Raw genomic sequence first — 25,988 nt, 5'->3', positions numbered from 1 at the left:
ACAGGCTGGCCGTGCGTCTTTCCGCGGATCAGTTCGGTGAAGTGCGCTGAAACGCCCGTTTCACACGCGACTTGCCAGGGGCGCCGACACGGCGTCTGATCGGCGATCATAAACGCGGGGCCAAACCCGCTGCGTGGCGAGGAAGCATGACCGGACGGCGCTCATCCTGGACCCTGGCGGCCTTCGCCGCGCCCTGCCTGCCGCTGGCGGCCCTGGGCCTGCCGCTGGTGGTCTACCTGCCCGAATACTATGTCAGCGAGCTTGGCCTATCGCTGTCGGTGGTGGGCTCGGCCTTCCTGCTGGTGCGGCTGGCCGACATCATCTTGGACCCGATCCTTGGCGGGATGATGGACCGCACGCGCACGCGCATCGGGCGCTTCAGGCCCTGGCTGGCGGCCGGCGCGCCGGTGCTGATGATCGCCGCCTTCGCTCTGTTCATGGCCAAGCCGGGGGTCGGGCCGCTCTATCTGTGGCTTAGCCTGCTGGTCTGCTATCTCGGCTATTCCATGGCCGTGCTGTCGCACACCGCCTGGGGCGCGGTGCTGTCGCCCGACTATCAGCAACGCTCGCGAGTCTATGGTTGGTGGAGCGCCGGCAATGTGGTCGGCATGATCCTGGTGCTGCTGTTGCCGCCACTGCTGGCGATCGCCTTCAAGGGCGACCATGCGGCCGGCATCCATGCCATGGGCTGGTTCATCATTGTCCTGCTGCCCCTGACCTTCGTGCTGGCCATGACCGTGGTCGGCGAGAAGAACGTTCCGCCGGTCAAGCACGAGGCCGGCTTCAAGCAGTATCTGGGCCTGATCAAGCGCCCGTCGGTGCAGAAACTGCTGCTCGCCGACCTGCTGATGGGCCTGGCCCCCGGCATCAGCGGCGCGCTGTTCTTCTTCTTCTTTGAGCGCATCAAGGGGTTCGACAAGGCGACGGCCGGCATCATGCTGCTGGTCTATTTCGTCGCCGCCTTGGGTGGTTCGCCGATTTGGCCGGCCCTCGCCAAGAGGCTTGGCAAACACCGAGCCCTGGCCATCGCCGCCGTGGTCTACGCCGTCTTCCAGGTGGCTTCGGTGTTCATTCCTCGCGGCTTCAGCGTGGTTGGCGTGGTGTCGCTGATCCTGGCCGGCCTGCCCTATTCGGCCGCGCCGCTGCTGGTGCGCTCGATGATGGCCGACATCGGCGACGAGGAGCGGCTGGCCAGCGGCGTCGACCGCACGGGCCTGCTCTACGCCGTCGTCAACGGCACCGTGAAGCTGGGCCACGCCCTGGCGATCGGCGTGTTCCTGTTGCTGGCCCAACTGGGGTTCGACCCCAAGGCTCCCAGCGCCCAAGGCGATGCGGCGCTCATCGGTCTCTTCGGCTTCGTGCCGGCGGTGCTGGCCCTGCTGGTGTGCGCGATCATCCTGCGCTATCGCCTGGACGCGACCGCCCACGCCGAGATCCGCCGTCAGCTCGACGAACGGGACGCGGCCGAGCCCCTCCCCAGCCCGAGCCCGGAACCGCATGTCTCACCCCTCCTCGCGCCCAAGCCCGCCGCTGAATGACTCTCCGCGTGATGAGGGGCACCCGCTCTTCACCCTGATCGACATCATGGCCAAGCTGCGCGATCCCGACGGCGGCTGTCCGTGGGACCAGGAGCAGACCTTCGCCACCGTCGCGCCCTATACGGTGGAAGAAGCCTATGAGGTGGCCGACGCCATCGAGCGCGGCGACCTGGCCGACCTGAAGGAAGAGCTGGGCGACCTGCTGCTGCAGGTGGTGTTCCACTCGCGCATGGCCCAGGAGCAAGGCGCCTTCGACCTGGCCGGCGTGGCCACGGCGATCAATGACAAGATGATCCGCCGACACCCCCACGTCTTCGGCGACCATGCCTATGCCGACAAGGCCGACCAGAACGCCGGCTGGGAGGCTTTGAAGGCCCAGGAGCGCCAGGCCAAGGCCCAAAAAGCCGAAAGAGCGGGTGGCGTGCTGGACGACGTGCCAGCCGGGCTCCCTGCCCTGACCCGAGCCGTGAAGCTGACCAAGCGCGCCGCTCGCGTCGGTTTCGACTGGCCGTCCACCGACGAGGTGCTCGACAAGCTGGCCGAAGAGGTCGCCGAGCTGAAGGTCGAGATCGCCGCCGGCGACAAGGCCAAGGCCCGCGAGGAACTGGGCGACATCCTGTTCGTCATCGCCAATCTGGCCCGCAAGCTCGATGTCGAGCCCGAGGACGCCCTGCGCGCCACCAACGCCAAGTTCGTCCGCCGCTTTGGATTCATCGAGGCCGAGCTGGCCAAGGATGGCCGCTCGCCGGATCAGTCGGACCTGGCGGAGATGGACGGGTTGTGGAACGCGGCCAAGGCGGCGGAGAAGGCCACGCGCGGATGAGCTGGAGCTCCGCGTCCTAGAACCTGATCCGATTGCAGACCTTGTCGCCTTCCTTGGTCGCGCAAAAGCCGGTCTCCTGCGAGCCTTCCTTTACCACCAGCCAATGGTCCTTCATGCAGGGCTCGAAGGCCTCTTCGAACGCCGCGATCCCGGTGTCGAACTTCAGGACCGGCTGGCGATCGACGGCGTAGAACCGGACCATGCCGGTCTTGCCGCCGAAGCTGCCCTTGCCGTTGACCACGCCGCACAGCTGGCGATCATGGGTGGCCCAGACCTGGCCGACCTCGATCGGTCCCGCCTGATGCAGTCGGTCGGTGAGCGCCTGGCGCACGGCCTTCCAGTCTGCCTCCAGGGCGGGCATCGCCTTGGTCTGGTCGAAGTGATCCTTCAGGGCCAAGCCGCCCAGCACCAACGGAATGGCTAGCAACAGACCCACCACCAGCCAGCGAAACAACACCCAGCCGCGCTTCGGCGGCGGCGTCGAGGCCCAGGCCTTGCCTTCAACGATCAACGCCTATCCTCCCACGCGACACAGACTCTAAAGATCACAAGCGTAATCTTTTGCAAGCCCGTCTCGCGGGGAGCATGGATCAGAACGCCGGCCAGTCGTCCAGCGAGTCGATCTCGCGCCAGGCGCGGACGATGGCGTTGACCGGATCCTTGCCCAGGAAGATCGCCGCCTCGGCCCAGCGGCGACGCAGCAGGCCGACCAAGGGCTTGCCCTCCTGGTTGATCCATTTTCGCATTTCCAGCGGCACGGCGGCCTTGTCGCCGGCGTTGATCTTGCGCAGCATGGTCGAGGCCCCGAGATTGCCGGCGCCCAGATTATAGGTCCAGGAGATCAGGCCCGCAGCCTCCCAGACCAGCAGATCCACCTTGACCCGATTGTGAACGTCCTTGGCCGCGCCCGTCATGTCGCGCAGCAGCAGCTTGACCGCCTGGGCCTCGGTGATGTTCGGGGTGGTGGGCGTCACCGGCTTGTTGGCGCCGTCCCGGATAGAGCCATAGCCTATCGTCCAGGTGCCCCCGGCGATCGCGCCGTTGTCGTCATAGGGGTGGGCGACGAAACCCTCGATCTTCTTGACCACCACGGTCGCCGCATCCGGCACCGACACCCCATCCCAATTCGTGCTCATGACTCGCCTCTCGATTGCAAAGCGCAGAGCTTTCACCGAGACCGCGAGACAGGCAAGCCCCGGAAGAACGGCGTTCGACGATTAGTCGCTGGTGGCCATGATCCAGACGTCGGGAAACTGACGCTCGAAACGACCCAGGGCCTGGGCGTCGAGACGCGCGATCAGGCGCACGCCACCCTCAGACTCGTCATCGCGGCTCTCGACCCGGCCATTGCGATAGATCCAGGCCAGGGCTTCGCCGTCCGCCGCCGCCAGTCGCACCGCGACGGGCGGCGTGTCGTCGATCAGGGTTCCGATCCGCTTGAGCAGTTCGGCGCAGCCTTCCCCGGTGACGGCCGAAACCGCCGAAGCGCCGACGCGGCGCGCCTGGCCATCGAGGATCTCGCGAGACTCGCCGTCGACCAGGTCGATCTTGTTCCAGACCTCGATGATGGTCTTGCCGTCCTCGGCCGTGACTTTCAGCTCGGCCAGCACCGCCTGGACGTCGCGGGCCTGGGCGTCGGTGTCGGGACTAGCCACATCGCGCACGTGCAGAACCACGTCGGCCTGCTGCACCTCCTCAAGGGTGGCGCGGAAGGCTTCGACCAGCTCATGCGGCAGGTCTGAGATGAAACCGACGGTGTCGGAGAGGATCGCCGGCCGGCCGTCGGGAAGCTTGACGTTGCGCAGGGTGGGATCCAGCGTCGCGAACAGCATGTCCTCGGCCACGACGGTGGCATGGGTCAAGCGGTTGAACAGGGTCGACTTGCCGGCGTTGGTGTAACCAACCAGGGCTACGGTCGGATACGGGACCTTCTTGCGCTGAGAGCGGTGCAGGGTGCGGGTGCGACGCACCTCGTCCAGCTCGCGCTTCAGCTTGATGATGTTGTCCTTGATCAGACGACGGTCGAGCTCGATCTGGGTCTCGCCGGGGCCGCCGGTGTTGCCGGTGCCGCCGCGCTGGCGCTCAAGGTGGGTCCAGGTGCGGACCAGGCGCGAGCGCTCGTAGTCCAGCCGGGCCAGTTCGACCTGCAGCTTGCCCTCGCGGGTGCGCGCCCGGCGGGCGAAGATCTCGAGGATCAGGCCCGTGCGGTCCACGACCTTGACGTTGAGCGACCGCTCCAGATTGCGTTGCTGGACGGGTGTCAGCTGGTCGTCGAACACCGCAACGTCGATCTTCTCGACCTCGCAGATCGCCGCGAACTCCTCGATCTTGCCCTTGCCGAACAGGGTGGCGGGGGTGACCAGGCGCAGGGGCGCGATCATCGTCTCGACGACGTTGAGGTCCAGCGCCAGCGCCAGGCCGACGGCCTCCTCGAGGCGCACGTTCGGATCGCGCGCCTCGAGAGCCGACTGGCCGCGCGTCGGACGCACGGGATGGATGACGAACGCCCTGAGGACAGGCGTCGCGTGGTCGATGGATTTGGTGGTGGATTTGGTCAAACGGTCCTAAATCAAATATTGGAGCGCGGCGGGCCACGCTCCGGGTATCAGTCGTCTTGATCAGCGCTCGGCTCGTACAATTGCACGGGCTGGGCCGGCATGATCGTCGAAATGGCGTGCTTGTAAACCAGTTGAGACTGGCCATCGCGGCGGAGCAGAACGCAGAAGTTATCGAACCAGCTGACAACGCCCTGCAGCTTCACGCCGTTCACCAGGAAGATGGTCAGCGGCGTCTTAGACTTGCGCACGCTGTTCAGGAACGTGTCTTGAAGGTTTTGTTTTTTCTCGGTCGACATGGGGATTCCCCTCTTATTGTTTCGGAGGGCAAAGCGCCCCCCACACAAACAAGTTCAGACTAGAGCATTTTTCGCCGGTTGGTATGACCAATCCGCGAAGAAAGTGCGCTAACGCCCCGAAAGCTAGATTTCAAATCTAGATCGCCGCAGCCTTGGCGCGCTCGATATAGAGACGCCGCAACCGCGTTGCTATGGGGCCGGGCTTTCCATCGCCAATTTGCGCGCCATCGACGCTGACGATCGGCAGGACAAGCGTGCCAGCGCCGGTGATGAACGCCTCGCGGGCGGCCTTGGCCTCTTCCACCGTGAACGGCTGCTCTGCGATCGGCAGGCCCGCGTCGGCGATCACCTCCAGCAGGGTCGATCTGGTGATCCCGCGCAGGATGTTGGCCTGGGTGTCGCGGGTCCGCAGGCGGCCCTCGGCGTCGACGATCCAGGCGTTGGATGAGGCCCCCTCGGTCACCAGGCCCAGCTCGTCGACGAACCAGGCCTCGACCGCGCCACGCTCGCGGGCCGCCTGCTTGGCCAGGGCGTTGGGCAGCAGTCCGATCGACTTGATGTCACAGCGGCCCCAGCGGTTCTCGGCGACGGTGACCACCGACTGGCCTTTGGCGGCCTTGGCCTCGGCCGCCACGCGGTCGACGCGCTTGGCGGTGATCACCACGGCCGGCGGCACAGCGGGATTGGGGAAGGCGTGGTCGCGCGAGGCGACGCCGCGACTGACCTGCAGATAGACCATGCCCTCGACCACCCGGTTGCGGCGGATAGCCTCGCGCAGCACGACGGTCAGGGCCGCCTCGCTCATCGGACGGGAGATCTGAAGCGCGTCCAGGCTGCGCCAGAGACGGGTGAAATGGCCCGCCGCGTCGGCCAGCTTGCCGCCGAACACCGCCCACACCTCGTAGACGCCGTCGGCCAGCTGATAGCCGCGATCCTCGATATGCACGACGGCCTCGCCGTGACGCACGAACCGGCCATTGACATAGGCGAAGCGCGACATCTGCCCTATTCTTCCTCTTCCACCCGTGCGCCCGCGACACCGAGAGATTTGAGTTTCCGGTGCAGGGCCGAGCGCTCCATCCCGATGAAGTTGGCGGTCCGCGAGATATTGCCGCCGAACCGCAGGATCTGGGCGTTCAGATACTCCCTCTCGAATAGCTCGCGGGCCTCGCGCAGCGGCAGGGCGATGATCCGCTCGGCCCCGATGGCCCCGGCATTGCCGCCCGTTGGCTGCTCGTGGGTGTTGAGCATCTCGGCGGTGATCAGGTCGCCCGGCTCGCCTGACGCCAGGATCAGCATGCGCTCGACATTGTTGCGCAGCTGGCGGACATTGCCCGGCCAGGCCTGGACCTGCAGGGTCGCCAGGGCGTCCTCGCCCAGCTTGCGACGTTGCATGCCGGTGGCCTCGGCGATGCGCTCGACGAAATAGGCGATCAGCTCGGGGATGTCTTCGCGACGCTCCGATAGACCCGGCACGCGCACCGGCACCACGTTCAGGCGGTGGAACAGGTCCTCGCGGAACCGTCCGGCGGCGATCTCCTCGCGCAGCTCGCGGGAGGTCGATGAAATGACCCGCACATCCACCTGGACGTCGGTGTCGCCGCCGACCCGGCGGAAGCGCTGCTCGACCAGCACCCGCAGGATGCGGCTCTGGGTCTCGCGCGGCATGTCGGCCACCTCGTCGAGATAGAGCGTTCCGCCGTGGGCTCGCTCGAACACGCCGATCTTGCGCGGCCGACCGCCCTCGCCTTCCTCGCCGAACAGCTCGACGTCGAGACGTTCAGGCGCCATGCCTGCGGCGCTGACCGCCACGAACTCGTTGCGTAGTCGCGCGCTGGAGCCGTGGATCAACCGCGCCACCAGCTCCTTGCCGGAGCCGGGCGGGCCCGAGACCAGCACCCGGCTGTTGGCGGGGGCGACCTTGGCGATCAGCTGGCGCAGGGCCTGGGCCGCCGTCGACTTGCCCATCAGGCCATCGGAGCTGAAGCTCTGCACCCGCAGACGGCGGTTCTCGCGCTTGAGGTTGGCCGCCTCCAGCGCCCGCTCCACCACCAGCAACAGGCGGTCGGACTTGAACGGCTTTTCCAGGAACTCATAGGCGCCGCGCTTGATGGCGCTTACGGCGGTCTCGATGTTGCCGTGGCCCGAGATCATGATCACCGGCAGGTCGGGATCCAGGCCCTTGACCATGTCGAGTAGTTCCAGCCCGTCCATGCCCCCGCCCTGCATCCAGATGTCGAGCACCAGCAGAGCGGGTTTGCGAGCCCGTAGCGCGGCCAGGGCCTGGTCGCTGTCAGCGGCCACGCGGACGGCGTAGCCCTCGTCCTCGAGAATGCCGGCCACCAGTTCGCGGATATCGACCTCGTCGTCGACCACAAGCACGTCAGCGCTCATATCATCTCCTCTACGCCACTCAGTGCGTTGGCGGCGGCGAGCCGCGCGGTCGTGGGGAACCTCAGTATGACCCGGGCGCCGGTTCCATGCAGCGCGTCGGTCAGGACCAGCTCACCCTCGTGGTCCTCCATGATCCGCTTGACGATCGCCAGGCCAAGGCCTGTGCCCTTCTCGCGGGTCGTGACATAGGGTTCGGTCAGCCGATCGCGGTCGCGGGCCGGCAGGCCCACGCCGTTATCCTCGACCACCAGACAGAGATGCTCGTCATCGGAGATCAGGCTGGCGACGATCCGCCCGCCCGGCTCTGGCGTCACCAGACGACGCGCCCCAACCGCCTCGCCGGCGTTCTTGAGAATGTTGGTCAGGGCCTGACCCACCATCCGCGCGTCGCAGCTGATCCAGACGTCCTCGCCCGGCTCCTCGATCATCACGTCGGTCTCGTTATCGACGATGCGCTGGGCGAACACCGCCTGGCGCAGCATCTCGGCCAGATTGGCCGGCGCGAAGCGCGGGGCCGGCATGCGGGCGAAGGCCGAAAACTCGTCGACCATCCTGCCGATGTCACCGACCTGACGGATGATGGTCTCGGTGCAGCGGTCGAAGGTCTCGAGATCGCTGGTGATGTCCTTGCGATACTTGCGGCGAATGCGCTCGGCTGACAGCTGGATCGGGGTCAGCGGGTTCTTGATCTCGTGGGCGATGCGCCGGGCCACGTCCTTCCACGCGGCGTTGCGTTGGGCGGCCACCAGGCGGGTGATGTCGTCGAAGGTCAGCACCAGGCTCTCGGCCGCGTGGCCGGCCCCCCGGAAGCGCAGGCGTCGGGTCTCACCGCCGCGGATCACGTCGATCTCGACCTCGGCATTGGGGCGCCCCCCGCTGATCTCCTGCACGACCGGCTCCAGCTCCGCCGCAACCTCGGCCAGGGATTGGCCCACGGCGCTGTCGTCGAGCGCCAGAAGGTCGCCGGCCCGGCGGTTCAAGGCGGTGATCCGCCCCTCGGCGTCCAAGCCCACCACGCCGGCGCTGACGCCTGAAAGCACGGTCTCGATGAACTGCCGGCGCGACTCGGCGTCCAGGCTGGCGACGCGCAGCGCCGCCTGCTGCGCCTGCAGGTCAGTGGTCATCATGTTGAAGGCCACGGACAGGGCGCGGATTTCCTCGGGCCCGATCTCGACATCGACGCGGGCGTCCAGATCCCCCGCCGACACCCGTCCAGCGGCCTGTACCAGGCCGGAAACCGGGGCCGCGATCGAGTTGGCGGCCGCGATGCCGACCCAGACGGCGGCGACCAGGACCAAAAGCGCGGTCTCGATATAGCTGAGCCCGAAGATCACCTGAATGCGATCCTGGTTCTTGGCCGCCTCGCGATAGGAAATCAGCGACTCCTCGGACTCGATCAGGTGGGCCAGGATGCCCTTGTCGATCGGCCGGGCCACGTAGAGATAGGCGTCGGGAAAGCCCTTGAGGCGGTAAAGCGCCCGGAACAGATCCTCCGTGACAAAGCGCTGTGAGGTGATCTCGCCGGTGTCCGTCCATTTGAAGCTCGACGGTGGCGGGGCCAGGAACGGCGGCGCGTCATCGCTCTCGGCGCGCGCCAGGATGCGACCGTCGCGGTCCAGCACATAGGCGGCCGAGAAGCCGTTGTCGTCCGCCAGGCTGCGCAGGAAGTGGCCGAAGGCGACAGGCGAGTCGGCCAGGGTCGGCGCCGCCTCGTTCAGCGTGCCGGCCATCGGCCCGACATGCTGGCTGATATAGGTGATCTGCTCGGCGACATAGGAGCGCGCCACGGTGGCGGAGTTTTCGACCACTGTGCGCACGCGTTGGCTGAACCAGGCGTCGACACCGCGGTTGACCAGCACGCCGAAGAACAGGGCCACGATGACGGCCGGGGCGACGGCCGCGACGGAGAACAGGCCGACGAAGCGCAGATGCAATCGCGCGCCAGCGTCGCTGGCTCGCGCATCAACCAGGTCCAGGAGCCGCCAGCCGACAATGCCGGCCACGCAGAGGATCAAGGCGAGGTTGAAGCCCAGCACCGCCAGGATGACCGTGGTGGCCGGTCCGATCGGCCCGGTGGTCGGCGGCGACGAGGCCAGCCCCACCGCCGTGGCGGTCAGGGCGACGGCCAGCCCGTAGGCCCCGCCGAGCGTAAAGCGCGATCGCAGTAGCTCGCGCCACCAGGCCCGGCTGAACCGGGTCGGCGGTCCTTCGAACTCCAGCACGGATGGAACGGACGCCATTCAACAAGTTTAAGGGGAGGTGTGCCCCAAACTCAACAGGTATGTGCCAATTAAGCGTCAGCGGTGTGTGCTTGGTTCGATGCAACCGATTGCGTGACCTACATCGGCGCGAGGTGTTTGCGCTGCGATACGGCCATTGACGCAACTTCGATGCGGTGCGCAACCAATGCAATACGCTTTCCAGCCAAGAGTGGATTCGTTCGCCACTGGAGTGCAGATTTATTGGATCCGCAAAGATCGGCGAGCCAATATTGGCCTAGAGCGCAGGAGTTGGTGACAATGAGTACGCCAGTCAGGTGTGACAACTGCCTGCATTTATGGCCATCGCACGGCATGGTAATAAGGAATGCCCGAGCTTCCATGAGCGGGAACAAAGAAGGGCCATGCCCAAGGTGTGGAGGAGTTGGCTCAGTACAAGACGGAGAATATATTTACGGGTCTGATGCTTCTGCTACCCTTTCACGCGGACCAGCATCGAGCTTCGCCGCTTTTAGAGAACTGTACGGAGCTTTCACAGCGCCTGATGTTCGGCGAACCGATCTTGAAGCAATCGAACTTTTGGCAAAATCCGCCAAAGCCGGCACCCTCGCGCCGGACGAAATTGCCGAAGCCGTCGCGGCAATCAATCCAAACATCGCCGAGACGATACGGAGCGATGCGGTTGCCTGGGCCAGCCTCGTTGTTGCGATTCTGGCGCTGCTCTTCGCGGTGTGGACTTGGTACGACGACAAGGCTGATAACGCGAGCCAGGTGGAACGAGATGAACGGTCGATTGCCGTTCTAAAAAGCATCCAACAAGCGCTCGAGGCTCAGGGCGTTGTAGCCAGCCAGGCTCCACAGGAACCAGTCGCTCCAAGTTCATCTCGTCAGCAGAGACGCCTGATCGCAAGAAAGGCAGAAAAGGCGGCTAGGAAGCAGCCTCGCCCAATTCCCAGCTAGTAGTGAGCGTTGGGCGTAGGGGCTTAGTTTGAACTACGCGCCAAAACAGCCCGTCTGAGCTGCGGCACCTCCCCTGCGCAGGTGCCCGGGAACAGGAATGCGGCCCGGCAACCACTAGCCGGTGGCACCACGCCCGCGCCTTATCGGCGCCCCCGCGTCATCTCGACGCCCAAATCCTGGATCTTCTTGCGCAGAGTGTTGCGGTTGAGGCCGAGGATTTCCGCGGCGCGCACCTGGTTGCCGCGCGTGGCCGACAGGGTCAGCTGGATCAGCGGTCGTTCGACCTCCTGCAGCACGCGGTCATATAGCCCGGCCGCCGGCAAGCCATCCGGCTGATCGGCGAAGTGCGACGACAGGTGGCGCTCCACCAGGCTGGCCAGGGTGACGGGGCCCTCGTCGGCATGGGCGGTGGGGGTGTGATCCTGCAGCTCGCGATCGACGATGCGGGCGGTGATCAGCTCCTCGGCATAGAGGGCGCACATCCGGCGGATCAGGTTTTCCAGCTCGCGCACATTGCCCGGCCAGGCGTGGGTCTTCATGCGGTCCAGGGCGCTGGAGTCGATGGTCTTGGAGGGCAGGCCTTCGCGGGCGGCGCGCAGCAGGAAGGTGCGGGCCAGGTCCGGAATGTCCTCGGTGCGGTCGCGCAGCGGCGGCAGGCGCACGGGGGCCACGTTGAGGCGGAAGAACAAGTCTTCCCGGAAAAGCCCTTGTTGGATCAGGCCGCGCAGGTCTCGGTTGGTGGCGGCGATGATCCGTACATTGGGCCGGCGGCCGGTCTTGGGGTTGAGCACCGGCTCAGTGCCGTCGATCACCCGCAGCAGGCGTGTCTGGGCGTCCAGCGGCATGTCGCCGATCTCGTCGAGGAACAGCGTGCCGCCATCGGCCTCGATCAGCCGGCCCTGGTCGCCCTCGCCGCGTCCGAAAAGTTCGGTCTCGACCCGCTCGCGCGGCACGGCGGCCAGGTTGATGACCACGAACTTGCCGTCGCGGCGGCGACCCAGTTCGTGCAGGGCGCGGGCCACCAGTTCCTTGCCTGTGCCGCTTTCGCCGAGAATCAGCACCGTCAGATCGGCGCCGACCAGCCGGGCGATCGTGCGATAGACCTCCTGCATCGGGGCCGAGCGGCCGATCAGCGGCAGGCGCTCGTCGCGCATGGCCCGGGCCTGGGCCTTGGAGGCCTCCGCGTCGGCCGGACGCGACAGGGCGCGGCGGGCGGCGGACGTGACGTCGTCCAGATCGAAGGGCTTGGAGATGTATTCGAACGCGCCCGCGTCGGCGGCGTTGACCGCCGTCAGCAGGGTGTTCTGGGCGCTCATCACGATGATCGGCAACTTGGGCCGTTCCTTGCGGATGCGCGGCAGAACGTCGAACACGTTCTCGTCGGGCATCATCACGTCGGTGACGATCAGGTCGCCCTCGCCGTCCATCACCCATTTCAGCAACGTGGTGGCGTTGCCCGTCGCCCGGACCTGATAGCCCAGCCGGGTGAAGGCCTGGCTGAGCACCAGACGCACCGAGCTGTCGTCGTCGGCGATCAGGATTTTCTTGCTGGCGGCGTTCATGCGTGGGCGTCTCCAGTGGAGGAAGCAAGCTTTCCGGTGGCCATGGGCAGCAGCACGCGGAACACCGTGCGGCCGGGCTCGGATTCGAAATCGATCAGTCCGCCGTGGCTGGTCACCAGCTTGGTGACCAGGGCCAGGCCCAGGCCCGTGCCGTTGGCCTTGGTTGTGACGAACGGCTGGAACAGGTGGTCGCGCAGGCTGTCGGGCACACCGGGACCGTTGTCCTGGACGCGAATCTCGATCGGCGCGCCCGCCGAGGCCTTGCCGTCGGCGCCGCGCACCCGGACGCCGGGACGCCAGGCGGTCTGGATCGACAGGATGCCCAGGCCGTCGCCGCGCATGTGGGCGGCTTCGGCGGCGTTCTTGACCAGGTTCAGGAACACCTGGATCAGGTGGTCCTCGTCGCCCCAGACATCCGGCAGCGACGGATCATAATATTCCTCCAGCGCCAAGCCGTCGGCGACGCCGTTGACGACCAGGGCGCGGACGCGGTCCAGAACCTGGTGGATGTTCACGGCCTCACGCGGGCTCGGGACCTCGTCGGAGAAGGCCTCCATGCGCTCCACCAAGCGGCGGATGCGGTCCGTTTCGTCCACGATAAGCTGGGCCAGCGGCTGGTCTGCGGCGCTGGCGCCGGTCTTCAGCAATTGGGCCGCGCCGCGAATGCCGGCCAGCGGGTTCTTGATCTCGTGGGCCAGCATGCGCCCCAGCCCGACCACCGAGCGCAGGCCGGCGGCGTCCGAGGCCCGCTCGACGCCCAGCACGCCCTTGACGTGCAGCGTCAACAGCACCGAGCCGTCGCCCAGCGGCGCAGCGGCGCCGTCCGCCTCGAACGGCGGCTGGCCGAACAGGTTGACCTCGACGCCGTGCTCGCGGACCAGCGCCCCTTCGAACAGGGCGCGGTCCATCATCGAGACCAGCACCGAGCCCGGCGGCAGGGCGGCGCGGAACCGGCCCCGGGCCAGCAGCGACAGGCCTTGGCCAAACAGCGCCTCGGCGGCCTCGTTGACCGCCACCAGGGCGCCTTCCCGGTCGACGACCAAGGCGGGTTCGGGGCTGAGGTCGAAGGCCGCGATCTTCAGGCTGTCGGCGATCTTGGTGGGGACGACGCGGGCATGATCGGTCATGCGGCGAGCCTCCGGTCGCCCAGCCACAGGTTGGCCAGGCCATCCTCGATCGCGGCGGGATCTTCCAGCCGGCACAGGGCCGAGCGGGCGATCCGGCGCGCTTCCTCGCTGTCGGGCCACGGCGCGGCCTCGATGTAGGAGGCAAGGTGCTTGCGGAACATCTTCAGGCCGACGCTCTGGCCGTAGAAGTCCAGGCTGCGGCGGAAATGGGTGACGGCGATGGCCAGGCGCTCGTCAGCATCCGGTTCGCGGAAGCCTTCGCCGCGCAAGGCCGCCTCGATGGCCTGGGCGATCCACGGACGGCCATAAACGCCGCGCCCGATCATCACGCCGTCGGCGCCGGACTGTTCGAGCGCCCGGCGGGCGGTGTCGCCGTCGACGATGTCGCCATTGACCAGCACCGGCACGCCGACCGCGGCCTTGACCGCCGCGACAGCCTCCCAGTCGGCCTCGCCCTTGTAGAACTGGCAGCGGGTGCGGCCGTGGACGGTGATGGCCTGGGCGCCGGCGTCCACCGCCCGGCGGGCGATGTCGGCGGCGTTGCGGCTGTGGTCATCCCAGCCCAGGCGCATCTTGACGGTGACCGGCACGTCCACGGCCTTGACGGCGGCGGCCACCAGGGCCTCGGCCAGGTCGGGCTCGCGCATCAGGGCCGAGCCCGAGGCGACGCCGCCGGTGACCTGTTTGGAGGGACAGCCGAAATTGAGGTCGATGATCTGGGCGCCGGCGTCGGCGGCCAACCGCGCGCCCTGGCCCATGAAGACGGGGTCACGGCCAACCAGTTGGACGACCATCAGCGGCAGGCCCTTACCTACCGCCGCGCGGCGCACGGCGTCGGGCCGACCTCTCGCGAATTCCGCGCAGGCGACCATTTCCGTCGCCACATAGGCCGCGCCGAGGCGGGTGGCGGTTTCCCTGAAAGGCAGATCCGAGACACCCGTCATCGGCGCGATCCATACGCGTCCGGGTACCTCGACCTTGCCGACTGCGAGAGTGTTGCTCATTTTATACGCATCCCCACCGCACTGTTTTTAGGCATATTGTGCGGCGCAGTAAAGCCCACATCGCTGGACAAGTTTCCGCATGCGGCTAAACAGCCACAATGACCTTCTCCGCCGTCATCGTCGCCGCTGGCTCCGGGACCCGCAGCGGCCCCGGCCAAGCCAAACAGTGGCGTATTGTGGCGGGCAAGCCCGTGTTGCGTTGGTCAGCCCAAGCGTTGCTGAACGCGGGGGCTCAAAGCCTTGTGATCGTGGCCGATCCGGGCGCGCGCGAAGCTCTGGACAACGCGTTACACGGCCTTTCAGGCTGGACGACGACGGCCGGCGGCGCGACGCGCGCCCTTTCCGTCCAGGCCGGGCTGGCCCTGTTGGCCGACCGCCCGGCCGATGAGCCCGTCCTGATCCACGACGCCGCCCGTCCCTTCCTCGGCGCCGCAACAATCGCCGCGCTCCTCACCGCCGTCGCGACCGCCGACGGCGCGATTCCAGCCTTGCCGGTGGCCGATACGCTGAAAAGCGCGGCGCTCGACGCTGGTCTTGTCACGAAACCGCGTGACAACCTCTGGCGCGCCCAGACTCCCCAGGCCTTCCGCCGGGAACGTCTGGTGAAAGCCTATACGGCATGGTCCGGACCGAGCGAACCGACCGACGATGCTCAGGTGGTCGAGGCCGACGGCGGGCGCGTGGTCGCGATCCCCGGCGACCCGATGCTGATGAAACTGACCTATCCGGAGGACTTTGCCATGGCCGAGCTGTTGGCGGGCGCCGCGCGCATCACCCGCATGGGCCAGGGCTTCGACGCCCATCGCTGGGGGCCGGGCCAATCCGTGTGGCTGTGCGGCGTCGAGATCGCTCACGACGAGACCCTGATCGGTCATTCCGACGCCGACGCCGGCCTGCACGCCCTGACCGACGCCATCCTCGGCGCGATCGGCGAAGGCGACATCGGCGACCACTTCCCGCCCACAGATCCGCAATGGAAGGGCGCGTCGTCGGACAAGTTCCTGATCCATGCCGTGGATCTCGTGCGAGCGCGGGGTGGGGCTTTGATCAATGTCGACGTGACCCTGATCTGCGAGCGGCCGAAGATCAAACCGCACCGCGCGGCCATGCGCGCGCGACTGGCCGAGATCCTCGACCTGCCGCTCGACCGGGTCAGCGTCAAGGCGACCACCACCGAAGGCATGGGCTTCACCGGCCGCGGCGAGGGTTTGGCGGCTCAGGCCATCGCCGTGGTCGAGACGCCGGCCTAGGGGCTGCGAACGGAGATCGAGGCACACACTCCCCCCATCGACATTGCCATGCGATCACCGGCCGTGGTGTGAGTGTGTCCCCGCATCAGCCGCAGGAGTCCCTCATGTTTCCGCTCGAAATCCAGACTCTGGCCCGCCTGCTGATCGATGAGGCCCGGCAAAGGTCCCTGCGGCTGGTCACGGCCGAAAGCTGCACCGGCGGCCTGGTGGCCGGCGCGATCTGCAACGTTTCCGGGGCCTCCGACGTCTTCGAGCGCGGCTTCGTCACCTACACCAACCGCGCCAAGTCCGAGATGCTGGGCGTGCCGGGCGACCTGATCGCCGACCATGGCGCGGTGTCGGAGGTGGTGGCGCGAATGATGGCCGAAGGCGCGCTGGAGGCCAGCAACGGCCATGTCGCCGTGTCGATCACCGGCGTGGCCGGCCCCGGCGGCGGCTCGCCGCTGAAGCCGGTGGGCACGGTGCATTTCGCCGTGGCCCGCGCCAACCGCTCGGTCGTCCATCGCCACGAGCTGTTCGAGGGCGAGACCCGCGAAGGCGTCCAATTGGCGGCCGTGCGCACGGCGCTGGAGATGCTGCGTGAGGCGGTGGCCTAGCATGGCCGACCACCCGCCCAGCGACTCGCCCGGCCATTGGCGGCGGTTTGTCGGCCTCGGACTGTCTCGCGCCGCCCTGGCCAAGGCGGCCGGTCGCAAAACCGAACTGCGCCACGCCGTCCGGGTGTCGGCGGCGGTGCTGGCGGCCTACGCCTTGGCGACCCTGTTGCGCCTGCCGCAGGGCTATTGGGCGGTGTTCACCGCCGTGATCGTCGTCCAGTCCAGCCTGGGCGCGACCATCACCGCCTCGATCGAGCGGCTGATGGGCACCGCCGTCGGGGCCGTGGTCGGCGCGGGGGCGGCGATGCTCCACGTCCGCTTCCCCGAGGCCGGCGGACCGATCCTGGCGATCACGGCGGCCCTGCTGGCCTTCCTGGCCGCCGTCCGACCCGCGTTCAAGGTGGCCCCGGTGACCGCCGTAATCATGCTGATCGGCACGACCACCCACATGGACCCGCTGGTCGCCGCCTTCCTGCGGGTGGCCGAGATCACGGTCGGCAGCGTGGTCGGCATCGCAGCCACCCTGCTGATCTTCCCCGCCCGCGCCCACGCGTCGGTGGTGGAGAGCGTCGACAAGGTCACAAGCTTGCTGGCCGATTTGCTAGAGCATTATGCCCGCAAGCTGCGCGGCGGCGAAACCGAGTTCGACGCCCGCGCCCACTATGACGACACGCTCGCGGCCCTGGCCAAGCTGCAGACCGCGATGGCCGAGGCCGAGCGCGAGAACGCCAGCAAGCTGAGCGACCATTCGGTGACCGACGCCCTGCCCCGCACGCTGTGGCGGCTGCGCAACGACTGCGCCCAGATCGGCCGGGCTCTGCGCGAGACCCTGCCCGCCCCGGGCCTTAGCCTGCAGTCGGCGGCCATGCTTGGCGCCTGCGCGGCGTTCCTGCGCGCCTGCGCGGCGCTGCTGGCCGGCGCGCCTCGCCCCGACCGCCTGGCCTTCGGGGGGGCGCACCAGGCCTTCCAGACTGCGGTCGAGACCCTGCGCGAAACCGGCGGGACCCGCGCGCTCGGCTTTGACGACGCCGCCAGGGTGTTTGGGTTGGTGTTCGCCGTCGAGAACCTGTTCGGCAACCTCGGCGACTTCGAGGAGCGGGTGGAGGAGACGGCGGGGAAGCGGGGTTAGCTCTTGGCCCCGTAAATCGCCACGGCCCGCGCTTCGAAACAGCCGATCAGGGTATTGGCCGCGCGATCCAGATTGGCCGCCAGCAGCGCATCGAGCACGCGCGACTTGAACGCGAAGTCGATGACGAATTCCACAGATGTTCCAGAGACATGCGGCGAAAACAGCCACTGGTTCGATAGCCGCTTGAACGGCCCATAGAGCAGGCTGACGTCCACGCTCAGCGCCTCGGCGTCGCGCCGCACGCGGGTGGCGAACTTCTCGCGCAGGAACGAGAAGCCGACCTGGGCCTCGGCGTCGACGGTCGAGACCGCGCCTTCCACCCGGCTGTTCCAGGTACGCATGCTGGTCAGCCACGGCACGAACTGCGGATAGGACTCCACGTCGCCGACCAGGGTGAACAACTGCTCGGGCGCATAGGGCAGCACCCGGGTGACGACATGGCGATGCAAGGCTAGGCGCTCTTGAGGTCCAGCGCCCGGCGGGCCGCCGCCAGCTTTGCGAAATCCTCGCCGGCGTGGTGCGACGAGCGGGTCAGCGGGCTGGACGACACCATCAGGAAGCCCTTGGCCCGGGCGATCGCCTCATAGGCCTGGAACTCTTCCGGCGTCACGAAGCGGTCGATCGGCGCGTGCTTGCGGGTGGGCTGCAGGTATTGGCCGATGGTGATGAAATCGACGCCGGCCGAGCGCATGTCGTCCATAACCTGCATGACCTCCTCCTTGGCCTCGCCCAGCCCCACCATCAGGCCGGACTTGGTGAACTGGCTCGGATCGCGCTCCTTGACCCGCTCCAGCAGGCGCAAGGAGTTGTAGTAGCGGGCGCCAGGGCGGATCTTCAGATAGAGTCGCGGCACGGTTTCCAGATTGTGGTTGAAGACGTCCGGACGGGCATCGATGACCACGTTCTCGGCCCGGTCCTTGCGCAGGAAGTCGGGGGTCAGGATTTCGATGGTCGTGCCGGGCGCGGAGGCGCGAATTGCCAGCACCACCTGGGCGAAATGCAACGCCCCGCCGTCGGCCAGGTCGTCGCGGTCGACCGAGGTGATGACCACGTGCTTGAGGCCCATCTTGGCCACGGCTTCGCCCACGCGGCGCGGCTCGTCGGCGTCCAGAGGGTTGGGCATGCCTGTCGCGACATTGCAGAAGGCGCAGGCGCGGGTGCAGATTTCGCCCATGATCATCATGGTGGCGTGCTTCTGGCTCCAGCATTCGCCAATGTTGGGGCAAGCGGCTTCTTCGCAGACCGTGGTCAGCTTGTGCTCGCGAACGATGGCGCGGGTCTCATTGTACTGACCAGACCCGGGCGCGCGCACGCGCAGCCAGTCGGGCTTGCGCAGCACCGGCGTGTCGGGGCGGTTCTGCTTTTCCGGGTGACGGGCGCGCTCGCCTGGAACGCGGGCCTTCAACGTGTCGATCAAGGTGACCATAGTGCCTAGATCGGACTTCTTGGCCTCCGGATCAAGCATGCGATCTTGCATGTGGCTTAAAGGCGCGAAATGAGTGCCTGGAATGCGTCGCCAAGTTCTCGCCCTGCTGCTGGCCCTGCCCCTCGTCTCCTGCGGCGACGAGGCCGTCCGCGCGCCCTTCGCCGAGAGCCGCACGCCGCCCTCCTTGGCGGTGCGGTTCCAGCCGCCGCCTGGCTGGGCCTGGGGCTATGTGAAGGTCGGCGACGACGGCGTGCAGCGCTACGGCGTCTCGACCACGCCCAACGCGCCGCGCGGCCAGATCCTGATCCTGCCGGGCTATGGCGAACCGGCCGAGGTCTGGTTCGAGACGGCGCGGGACCTCAATGCCCGCGGCTATACGGTGTGGGTGCTGGAACGCCAGGGCCAGGGCGGCTCGGAACGCGCCAGCCCCTGGCGCGATCTGGGCCATGTCTCCAGCTTCGCGCCCGACGTCACGGCGACCAAGGCCATGGTCAGGGCGGTGATCCGGCCGAACGGGCGTGACCCGTTCGCGGTGCTGGGACACGGCGACGGCGGGCTGGTGGCGCTGCGGGCGGCGGAAGAAGGTCTGCGGGCCGACTCGTTGATTCTGTCTTCGCCCAATTTCGACATCGCCGACCTGCCGCGCCCCAAGAGCGAACTGATCCGCATCGCGCGCTGGGCCCGGAGCCTGAAGCTCGGCTTCCTCCGCTATCCCGGTCAGGCCGGCTGGAAACGCGACGCAGGGGTCGATGGCGCGCTGAGCCACGACAAGGCCCGGGGCGGCGTGCAGCAGGCCTGGCAACTGGCTAATCCCGACCTGCGGATGGGCGCGCCAAGTCTGGCCTGGTACGCGGCCTTCTACGACGCGGTCGACGCCGTGGGCCGCGATCTCAAGCGCGTGCGGGTTCCAGTCGTCATGCTCGACGCGGGCCAGGACTCCAAGGTTCTGCCCGCCCCGCAACGCACTGTCTGCGCCGCCCTACCCGCCTGTGTCGAAACCCGCTATCCCACCGCCCGTCACGCCCTCCACCTTGCGGCGGACTCGGTGCGCGGTCCCTGGCTGGCCGCCATTGACGACACGGTCAGCGCCCCCATGGCCTATCCGCCACCCCGGCGTTAAAAGGCCAATCCTTGAACGCCAAGGCGTCGATCGCATTTCAGAGGGATCGGTGCGGTGACGTGCGCGTCGCCGGACTTTGCAAAGCCAGGCTCCATCGATAGGGTCCCGCTTCAATCAGACGAGCGCGCCACGTCGCGCTTCGGGGAGGTTTCGCCGGCATGCCGGTCGTATTTGACGCTCAGGCGGGCCAGAAGGCTCTCTTCGACGCCCTGTTGGACGCCCGTGACAAGTACGGGGCCCGAAAACCGATCCTGGAAGATCAGGACCGCAATCCGCTCAGCTATACCGATCTGATCCGCGCCGCGTTTGCCCTGGGCCGAAAGATCGCGGCCATGACCCAGCCGGGCGAGCATGTCGGCATCCTGCTGCCGTCAGGCTCCGGGGCGGTCGTGACCTTCTTCGCCCTGCACGCCTTCGGCCGCGTGCCGACCATGCTCAACTTCACGGCCGGCCTGCGCAACCTGCGCGCCGCCTGCGAGCTGGCCGGGGTCAAGCGGGTGCTCACGGCCCACAAATTCATCGAGCTGGGCAAGCTGCACGACATCGTCGACGCGCTGGGTGAAAAGGCGACGATCACCTATCTGGAAGACGTGCGCGGCACGATCGGCACCGGCGACAAGCTGTTCGCCGCCGTGGCCGGGGCCTTTCCCCGCACCCTGCGCGCCCATGCCAAGCCGTCGGATCCAGGCGTGGTGTTGTTCACCTCGGGCAGCTTCGGCGCCCCGCGCGGCGTGGTGTTGAGCCAGGCCAACCTGGTCTCGAACGCCGAGCAGATCGCCAGCCATATCGCGCTGGACCCGGCCTGGGTGTTCTTCAACCCGCTGCCGATCTTCCACTGTTTCGGCCTGACCGGCGGCGTGATCCTGCCGCTGTTGAAGGGCATGAAGGCCTTCCAGTATCCCTCGCCCCTGCACACCAAGCAGATCCCGGCCCTGGTCAAGGACACCGGCGCCTCGGTGCTGTTCGCTACCGACACCTTCCTCAACCACTATGCCCGCGCCTCGGACAGCGATGAGCTTTCTGGTCTGAGGTTCATCGTCTGCGGCGCTGAAAAGGTTCGCGAAGAGACCCACAACCTCATCAACGAGAAGTTTGGTGACGTGCCGGTTTTGGAGGGTTACGGGGCGACCGAGGCCTCGCCGGTGATCGCGGTCAACAAGCCCGAGGACAACCGCCGGGGCACGGTCGGCGGTCTGCTGCCCGGTCAGGAGTGGAAGATCGAACCGGTTGAGGGGATCGGCGGCGGCGGCCGCCTGCTGGTGCGCGGCCCCAACATCATGTCGGGCTATCTGCGCGAGGACGGCGGCGTCGACGCCCCCGAGGACGGCTGGCACGACACCGGCGACGTGGTGAACATGACCGACGACCTGTGGGTCACCATCAAGGGCCGGGTGAAGCGCTTCGCCAAGATCGGCGGCGAAATGGTCTCCCTGACCGCCGCTGAGGACCTGGCCAGCGCGGTCTGGCCCGACGGCCGCCACGCGGTGATCTCGATGCCCGACAAGAAGAAGGGCGAGAAGCTGGTTCTCGTCACCGACTGCCAGAACGCCGCTGTCACCTCGCTGGTCGCCCACGCCCAGAGCATCGGCGCGCCGGAACTGGCCGTGCCGCGCAAGATCCTCAAGGTGCAGGAAGTGCCGGTGCTGGGCAGCGGCAAGACCGACTATGTCGCCATCCAGCGGATGGCCGATCAGGACGCGAAGGCCGCCTAGAGCATTTTTCGAGCGAAGTGGTTCCGGTTCGCGTGAAGAAAAATGCGTCAAAACAAAAGATTAGAGCTCACGGCCTGACGCAGTCAGGTCGGGAAATGCTCTAATGCGATTGGGGACAGGCGCATGCGCCTGTCCCCAGCCTCGCCATCAATCGCTGGAGGGAAGATCATGGAACGCTTGAACGTGTGGGCGCCGCGGGTGCTTAGCCTGCTTCGAATCATCGCCGCCCTGCTCTTCATGGAGCATGGCCTGATGAAGGTGTTCCACTTCCCGGCCGCCCAGCCCGGGTCGCCCGATCCGCTGCCGACCTTGCTGCTGGTCGCCGCTTGGCTGGAGATCGTCGGCGGCGCGCTGCTGGCGCTCGGCCTGTTCACCCGGCCGGTCGCCTTCATCCTGTCGGGGCAGATGGCGGTGGCGTATTTTCTGGCCCATTTCAGCAAGGGCTTCTGGCCGGCCCTGAACGGCGGCGAGGCGGCGATCCTGTTCTGCTTCGTGTTCCTGTACCTGGCGTTCGCCGGGCCGGGTGAGTTGAGCATCGACGCCCAGGTGCGAAAGCGGCCGTAGTTTTCCCCTTCTCCCCTTGCGGGAGAAGGTGTCAGCGAAGCTGACGGATGAGGGTTGAAGAACGAAAACGCCGCGCCTGGCTTCAAAGCTGGGCGCGGCGTTTGGCTTTTGAGAGACCCCTGATCCGTCGGCCTTCGGCCGCCACCTTCTCCCGCAAGGGGAGAAGGATCAGATCAGATGTGCAGCGCTCTGCCATAGGCGTCGAGCGCCGCCTCGTGCATGGCCTCGCTCATCGTTGGGTGAGCATAAACGATGCCGTGCAGGTCCTCCTCGGTGGCTTCCAGGGTGATGGCGGTGACGAAGCCCTGGATCATCTCGGTGACCTCATGGCCGATCATGTGGGCGCCGATCAGGGCGCCGGTCTTGCCGTCGAAGATCGTCTTGACGAAGCCCTCGGTCTCGCCGGCCGCCACGGCCTTGCCATTGACCTTGAACGGGAAGCGGCCGGCCTTGACCTCGATCCCGGCCGCCTTGGCCGCGGCTTCCGTCAGGCCCACCGAGGCGACCTGCGGGTTGGCGTAGGTGCAGCCGGGGATGGGCGAGTGGACGGCGGGCGTCTTGTAGCCGGCGATGTGCTCGGCGGCGTGGATGCCCTCGTGGCTGGCCGTGTGGGCCAGCCACGGCGGGCCGGCGGCGTCGCCGATGGCGTAGAGGCCCGGGACATTGGTCTCGCCGTGCTTGCCGGTGACAACATGGCCGCGTTCGAGGGTCAGGCCCACCGACTCCAGCCCCTCGGTATTGGGGGCGATGCCCACCGCGACGATGCAGACGGCGGCGGTCAGAACTTCGGCCTTGCCGCCGGCCTCGATGGCCACCGAGACGCCGGTGGCGGTCTTCTCGACCTTGGTCACCTTGGCGCCGATGCGGAAGGCGATGCCGCGCTTCTCAAAGGCTTTCTGGGCGGCCTTTGAGACCTCGGCGTCCTCGACTGGCATGATGCGATCGACGGCCTCGACGACGGTCACCTCGGCGCCCAGGGCGCGGTAGAAGCTGGCGAACTCGATGCCGATGGCGCCCGAGCCGATGACCACCAGCGACTTGGGCATGGCCTTGGGGGCCAGGGCGTCGCGATAGGTCCAGATCTTGTCGCCGTCCGAGACCGCGCCGATGGCGGGGATGTCGCGAGCCCGGGCGCCGCTGGCCAGGATCACGCTGCCGGCCTGGATCGTGCGGCTGCCGCCGGCCTTCAGGGCCACGACCACCTTCGGAGACGGCGTGCCCTTTTCCAGCCGGGCCTCGCCCTCGACGACCTCGATCTTGTGCTTCTTCATCAGGAAGGCGATGCCGTTCGACATGGTCTTGGCCACGCCGCGTGAGCGGTCGATGATCTTGGCGAAGTCGAACGAGGCCTTCTCGACCGCCAGGCCATAGCCGCCGAGGTGGGAGAGCTGCTCGAAGATCTCGCCGGACTTCAGTAGCGCCTTGGTCGGGATACAGCCCCAGTTGAGGCAGACGCCGCCCAGGTTCTCGCGCTCGATGATCGCCGTCTTCAGGCCCAGTTGGCTGGCGCGGATCGCGGCCACATAGCCGCCGGGGCCGGCCCCGATGACGACGACGTCGAATTCCGTGGACATGGTGTTCTTACCCTAGGTTTGACGCCTTCGGGGGGAGCCGGCGGGCGTCGGTCGATCGGCCCCAAGGCCGGTCCAGGAGAGAGTGTCTAAAGCAGCGCCTCGACGGCGAGCGTCAGGTCTTCGGGCTTGGTGGTCGGCGCGAAACGTTCGACCACCTCGCCGTCACGGCCGATCAGGAACTTCGTGAAGTTCCACTTGACGCCCTCGGTGCCCAGCAGGCCCTTCTGCTCGTGCTTCAGATAGGCATAGAGCGGGTGGGCGTCAGGGCCGTTGACGTCGATCTTGGCCAGCACCGGGAAGGTCACGTCATAGGTCAGCGCGCAAAAGCTGGCGATCTCCTCGGCGGTCCCTGGCTCCTGCGCCCCGAACTGGTTGCAGGGGAAGGCCAGGATCGTGAAACCGCGGTCCTTGTAGTCCCGGTACAGCGTCTCCAACCCCTCATATTGCGGGGTGAAGCCGCACTTGCTGGCCGTGTTGACGATCAGCAGCACCTGGCCGCGATAGTCGGCCAGGCTCGTGTCGTGGCCGTCTAGCGTCTTGGCGGAGAAGTCGTAGACCGACATCGTCGTTCCCCGCCTAGACCAGCAGCGTCAGCGGCTCTTCGATCAGCGGCTTGAAGGCGGCCAGGAACCTGGCCCCGATCGCGCCGTCGACCACCCGGTGGTCGCAGGTCAGGGTGATGGTCATCACCGTGGCCACGGCCAGCTCGCCATTCTTCACGACCGGCCGTTGCTCGCCGGCGCCCACGCTCATGATCGCGCCCTGCGGCTCGTTGATGATCGAGGCGAACTGCTTGATGCCGAACATGCCCAGGTTGGAGACCGAGAAGGTGCCGCCCTGGAATTCCTCGGGCTTGAGCTTCTTGGACTTGGCGCGGGCCGCCAGGTCCTTCACCTCGGCTGAGATCTGGGCCAGGCCCTTGGTCTCGGCGGCGCGGACGATCGGGGTGATCAGTCCGCCGTCGATGGCCACAGCCACGGCGATGTCGGCGTGCTTGTGCATCGCGATGCCCTCGGGCGTGTAGGAGGCGTTGGCCTCCGGCACGCGCTTGAGCGCCACGGCGCAGGCCTTGATGACGATGTCATTGACCGACACCTTGACGCCCTGGCCTTCCAGCAGGCGGTTGATCTTGGCGCGGGCGGCCAGCAGGGCGTCGATCTCCAGATCGATGACCAGCGGGAAGTGCGGCACGTCGCGGAAGCTGTCGGTCAGGCGGCGCGCGATGGTCTTGCGCATGCCGTCCAGCGGGATCAGGTCGTAGGAGCCGGCGGGGATGCCCATCTGCTCCAGCGACAGAACCTTGCGCGGCTCGGCGGCGGCCGTCGGAGCCGAGGCGGCCGCAGCGGCCTTGGGAGCGGCAGCGGCAGTCGCGCCGCCCTTGCCGGCGGCCTCGACGTCGGCCTTGACCACGCGGCCGTGGGGCCCCGAGCCGGTGATGGCCTTCAGGTCCAGGCCGGCGGCCGAAGCCAGGCGGCGAGCCAGGGGCGAGGCGAACACGCGGTCGCCGGTCGGCGCGACGGCGGGCGCAGCCTTGGCTGGGGCAGCGGTTTCGCCAGCGGCCTGGACAGGCGCAGCGGGCGTCGGGGCGGCCTTTGGCGCCTCGGCGACGGGAGCGGCCGCGGCCGGCGTCGGAGCCGGGCTTTCGCCCTCGCCCGTCAGCTTGGCGATCTGGGCGTTGACCTTGACGTTCTCGGTCCCGGCCTCGACCAGTATGGCTTCGATCACGCCTTCATCGACGGCTTCCACCTCCATCGTCGCCTTGTCGGTCTCGATCTCGGCGATCACGTCGCCGGCCTTGACGGTGTCGCCAACCTTGACGTGCCACTTGGCGAGGGTCCCCTCCTCCATGGTAGGCGACAGGGCGGGCATCAGGATGTCGATCGACATTGAGAGTCTTCCTCAAGCGTTCGGGACGGCTTCGACCAAGGTGGTCGGCGTCCAGCGAGCCTTGCGACGGGCAAGGCGTTGTTCGTCCGTTTCGTCATGATAGTCCAGCCGTTCAGGCTCGCGCTCGGCGAAACCCGGCAGGTCGGTCCCCACGACATTGAGGGTGGCGTAGGCCTGGCCCTCGTCCTCGATCAGCGCCGCGACGTAGACGGCGCATTCGCGGCAGATCAGAAAGTCCACCTTGCGGCG

At 67.3% G+C, this 25,988-nt stretch carries 24 protein-coding genes and 1 pseudogene; 9 read left to right on the top strand and 16 right to left on the bottom strand.

Features of this window, described 5'->3' with window-relative positions:
• The first annotated feature begins 146 nt into the window (after positions 1–146).
• Together ACP696_RS01560 and mazG are read left to right on the top strand one after the other, a co-directional pair.
• A complete protein-coding gene (locus ACP696_RS01560) occupies positions 147–1,538 on the top strand; it encodes an MFS transporter (RefSeq protein WP_426011554.1) in 1,392 nt (463 codons plus the stop codon).
• Positions 1,498–2,361 carry a nucleoside triphosphate pyrophosphohydrolase gene (gene mazG / locus ACP696_RS01555; protein ID WP_426011555.1) on the top strand — a complete coding sequence of 288 codons (864 nt, stop codon included), beginning with the start codon at positions 1,498–1,500 and terminating at the stop codon, positions 2,359–2,361. Before ACP696_RS01560 ends, mazG begins: the two co-directional genes overlap by 41 nt.
• Before the next feature lie 16 nt (positions 2,362–2,377).
• Here the strand turns inward: mazG and ACP696_RS01550 are convergent, their stop codons facing one another.
• The 7 genes from ACP696_RS01550 to ACP696_RS01520 all read right to left on the bottom strand — a co-directional run bounded on the left by ACP696_RS01550 (position 2,378) and on the right by ACP696_RS01520 (position 9,849).
• On the bottom strand, positions 2,378–2,872 hold the full coding sequence (locus ACP696_RS01550; protein WP_426011556.1) for a hypothetical protein: 495 nt from the start codon (positions 2,870–2,872) through the stop codon (positions 2,378–2,380).
• Between the two features lie 79 nt (positions 2,873–2,951).
• The gene (locus ACP696_RS01545; RefSeq protein ID WP_426011557.1) at positions 2,952–3,497 is read right to left on the bottom strand and encodes a lysozyme; all 546 of its coding nucleotides are present in this window, start codon (positions 3,495–3,497) and stop codon (positions 2,952–2,954) included.
• Positions 3,498–3,578: 81 nt separating this feature from the next.
• Complete coding sequence (gene hflX / locus ACP696_RS01540; RefSeq protein WP_426011558.1) at positions 3,579–4,919, bottom strand: GTPase HflX; 1,341 nt, start codon at positions 4,917–4,919, stop codon at positions 3,579–3,581.
• Between the two features lie 47 nt (positions 4,920–4,966).
• Positions 4,967–5,215 carry an RNA chaperone Hfq gene (gene hfq / locus ACP696_RS01535; RefSeq protein WP_012286640.1) on the bottom strand — a complete coding sequence of 83 codons (249 nt, stop codon included), beginning with the start codon at positions 5,213–5,215 and terminating at the stop codon, positions 4,967–4,969.
• A gap of 136 nt (positions 5,216–5,351) precedes the next feature.
• Positions 5,352–6,215 (bottom strand): D-amino-acid transaminase, encoded by an 864-nt coding sequence (locus ACP696_RS01530; RefSeq protein ID WP_426011559.1) that lies wholly within the window; start codon positions 6,213–6,215, stop codon positions 5,352–5,354.
• 5 nt (positions 6,216–6,220) lie between these two features.
• Positions 6,221–7,609, bottom strand: a complete 1,389-nt coding sequence (locus tag ACP696_RS01525) for a sigma-54-dependent transcriptional regulator (RefSeq protein WP_426011560.1) — start codon at positions 7,607–7,609, stop codon at positions 6,221–6,223.
• Complete coding sequence (locus ACP696_RS01520; protein ID WP_426011561.1) at positions 7,606–9,849, bottom strand: ATP-binding protein; 2,244 nt, start codon at positions 9,847–9,849, stop codon at positions 7,606–7,608. The genes ACP696_RS01525 and ACP696_RS01520 overlap by 4 nt, the downstream gene beginning before the upstream one ends.
• A gap of 360 nt (positions 9,850–10,209) precedes the next feature.
• Here ACP696_RS01520 and ACP696_RS01515 point away from each other — a divergent pair, with 360 nt between their 5' ends.
• Complete coding sequence (locus tag ACP696_RS01515; protein ID WP_426011562.1) at positions 10,210–10,788, top strand: hypothetical protein; 579 nt, start codon at positions 10,210–10,212, stop codon at positions 10,786–10,788.
• A gap of 140 nt (positions 10,789–10,928) precedes the next feature.
• Here the strand turns inward: ACP696_RS01515 and ACP696_RS01510 are convergent, their stop codons facing one another.
• From ACP696_RS01510 to dusB, 3 genes are read right to left on the bottom strand one after another with little or no spacing between them, the layout of a single operon-like run.
• Positions 10,929–12,350, bottom strand: coding sequence for a sigma 54-interacting transcriptional regulator (locus tag ACP696_RS01510; protein WP_426011563.1), 1,422 nt, complete (start codon positions 12,348–12,350; stop codon positions 10,929–10,931).
• Complete coding sequence (locus tag ACP696_RS01505) at positions 12,347–13,477, bottom strand: two-component system sensor histidine kinase NtrB (RefSeq protein ID WP_426011564.1); 1,131 nt, start codon at positions 13,475–13,477, stop codon at positions 12,347–12,349. The genes ACP696_RS01510 and ACP696_RS01505 overlap by 4 nt, the downstream gene beginning before the upstream one ends.
• Entirely contained in the window at positions 13,474–14,481 is a 1,008-nt protein-coding gene (gene dusB / locus ACP696_RS01500) for a tRNA dihydrouridine synthase DusB (RefSeq protein ID WP_426011565.1), read from the bottom strand. The genes ACP696_RS01505 and dusB overlap by 4 nt, the downstream gene beginning before the upstream one ends.
• Positions 14,482–14,579: 98 nt before the next feature.
• On the opposite strand from dusB, the gene ACP696_RS01495 reads away from it, so the two are divergent.
• From ACP696_RS01495 to ACP696_RS01485, 3 genes are all read left to right on the top strand, one after another.
• Positions 14,580–15,731, top strand: coding sequence for a bifunctional 2-C-methyl-D-erythritol 4-phosphate cytidylyltransferase/2-C-methyl-D-erythritol 2,4-cyclodiphosphate synthase (locus tag ACP696_RS01495; RefSeq protein ID WP_426011566.1), 1,152 nt, complete (start codon positions 14,580–14,582; stop codon positions 15,729–15,731).
• 104 nt (positions 15,732–15,835) lie between these two features.
• Positions 15,836–16,327, top strand: a complete 492-nt coding sequence (locus tag ACP696_RS01490) for a CinA family protein (protein ID WP_426043389.1) — start codon at positions 15,836–15,838, stop codon at positions 16,325–16,327.
• Between the two features lies 1 nt (position 16,328).
• Positions 16,329–17,456 (top strand): FUSC family protein, encoded by a 1,128-nt coding sequence (locus ACP696_RS01485; RefSeq protein ID WP_426043388.1) that lies wholly within the window; start codon positions 16,329–16,331, stop codon positions 17,454–17,456.
• Here the strand turns inward: ACP696_RS01485 and ACP696_RS01480 are convergent.
• Both ACP696_RS01480 and lipA read right to left on the bottom strand, forming a co-directional pair.
• Positions 17,453–17,905, bottom strand: a complete 453-nt coding sequence (locus ACP696_RS01480; protein WP_426043387.1) for a type II toxin-antitoxin system RatA family toxin — start codon at positions 17,903–17,905, stop codon at positions 17,453–17,455. The genes ACP696_RS01485 and ACP696_RS01480 overlap by 4 nt on opposite strands.
• A gap of 2 nt (positions 17,906–17,907) precedes the next feature.
• Complete coding sequence (gene lipA / locus ACP696_RS01475) at positions 17,908–18,882, bottom strand: lipoyl synthase (protein WP_426011830.1); 975 nt, start codon at positions 18,880–18,882, stop codon at positions 17,908–17,910.
• An 82-nt stretch (positions 18,883–18,964) separates the two neighbouring features.
• Between lipA and ACP696_RS01470 the strand changes: the two genes are divergently transcribed.
• The 3 genes from ACP696_RS01470 (at position 18,965) to ACP696_RS01460 (ending at position 22,278) form a co-directional block, all read left to right on the top strand.
• Positions 18,965–20,002, top strand: a complete 1,038-nt coding sequence (locus ACP696_RS01470) for an alpha/beta fold hydrolase (protein WP_426043386.1) — start codon at positions 18,965–18,967, stop codon at positions 20,000–20,002.
• A gap of 158 nt (positions 20,003–20,160) precedes the next feature.
• On the top strand, positions 20,161–21,714 hold the full coding sequence (locus ACP696_RS01465) for an AMP-binding protein (protein ID WP_426043385.1): 1,554 nt from the start codon (positions 20,161–20,163) through the stop codon (positions 21,712–21,714).
• Positions 21,715–21,882: 168 nt separating this feature from the next.
• Positions 21,883–22,278, top strand: coding sequence for a DoxX family protein (locus tag ACP696_RS01460; RefSeq protein WP_426031554.1), 396 nt, complete (start codon positions 21,883–21,885; stop codon positions 22,276–22,278).
• A gap of 173 nt (positions 22,279–22,451) precedes the next feature.
• On the opposite strand, the gene lpdA is transcribed toward ACP696_RS01460, so the two are convergent.
• The 4 genes and pseudogenes from lpdA to ACP696_RS01440 all read right to left on the bottom strand — a co-directional run.
• Complete coding sequence (lpdA, locus tag ACP696_RS01455; RefSeq protein WP_426043384.1) at positions 22,452–23,852, bottom strand: dihydrolipoyl dehydrogenase; 1,401 nt, start codon at positions 23,850–23,852, stop codon at positions 22,452–22,454.
• 86 nt (positions 23,853–23,938) lie between these two features.
• The gene (locus tag ACP696_RS01450) at positions 23,939–24,415 is read right to left on the bottom strand and encodes a glutathione peroxidase (RefSeq protein ID WP_426011574.1); all 477 of its coding nucleotides are present in this window, start codon (positions 24,413–24,415) and stop codon (positions 23,939–23,941) included.
• 13 nt (positions 24,416–24,428) lie between these two features.
• A complete protein-coding gene (locus ACP696_RS01445; RefSeq protein ID WP_426011575.1) occupies positions 24,429–25,739 on the bottom strand; it encodes a pyruvate dehydrogenase complex dihydrolipoamide acetyltransferase in 1,311 nt (436 codons plus the stop codon).
• 12 nt (positions 25,740–25,751) lie between these two features.
• A pseudogene (locus tag ACP696_RS01440) lies at positions 25,752–25,835 on the bottom strand (aldehyde-activating protein); the annotation flags it as partial.
• Positions 25,836–25,988 lie beyond the last annotated feature (153 nt).

This window comes from Caulobacter sp. DWR3-1-2, from assembly GCF_049896225.1.
Lineage (GTDB): Bacteria > Pseudomonadota > Alphaproteobacteria > Caulobacterales > Caulobacteraceae > Caulobacter.
Note: the sequence above shows the minus strand (reverse complement) of the source record. Positions and strands in the feature narration are given on the sequence as shown.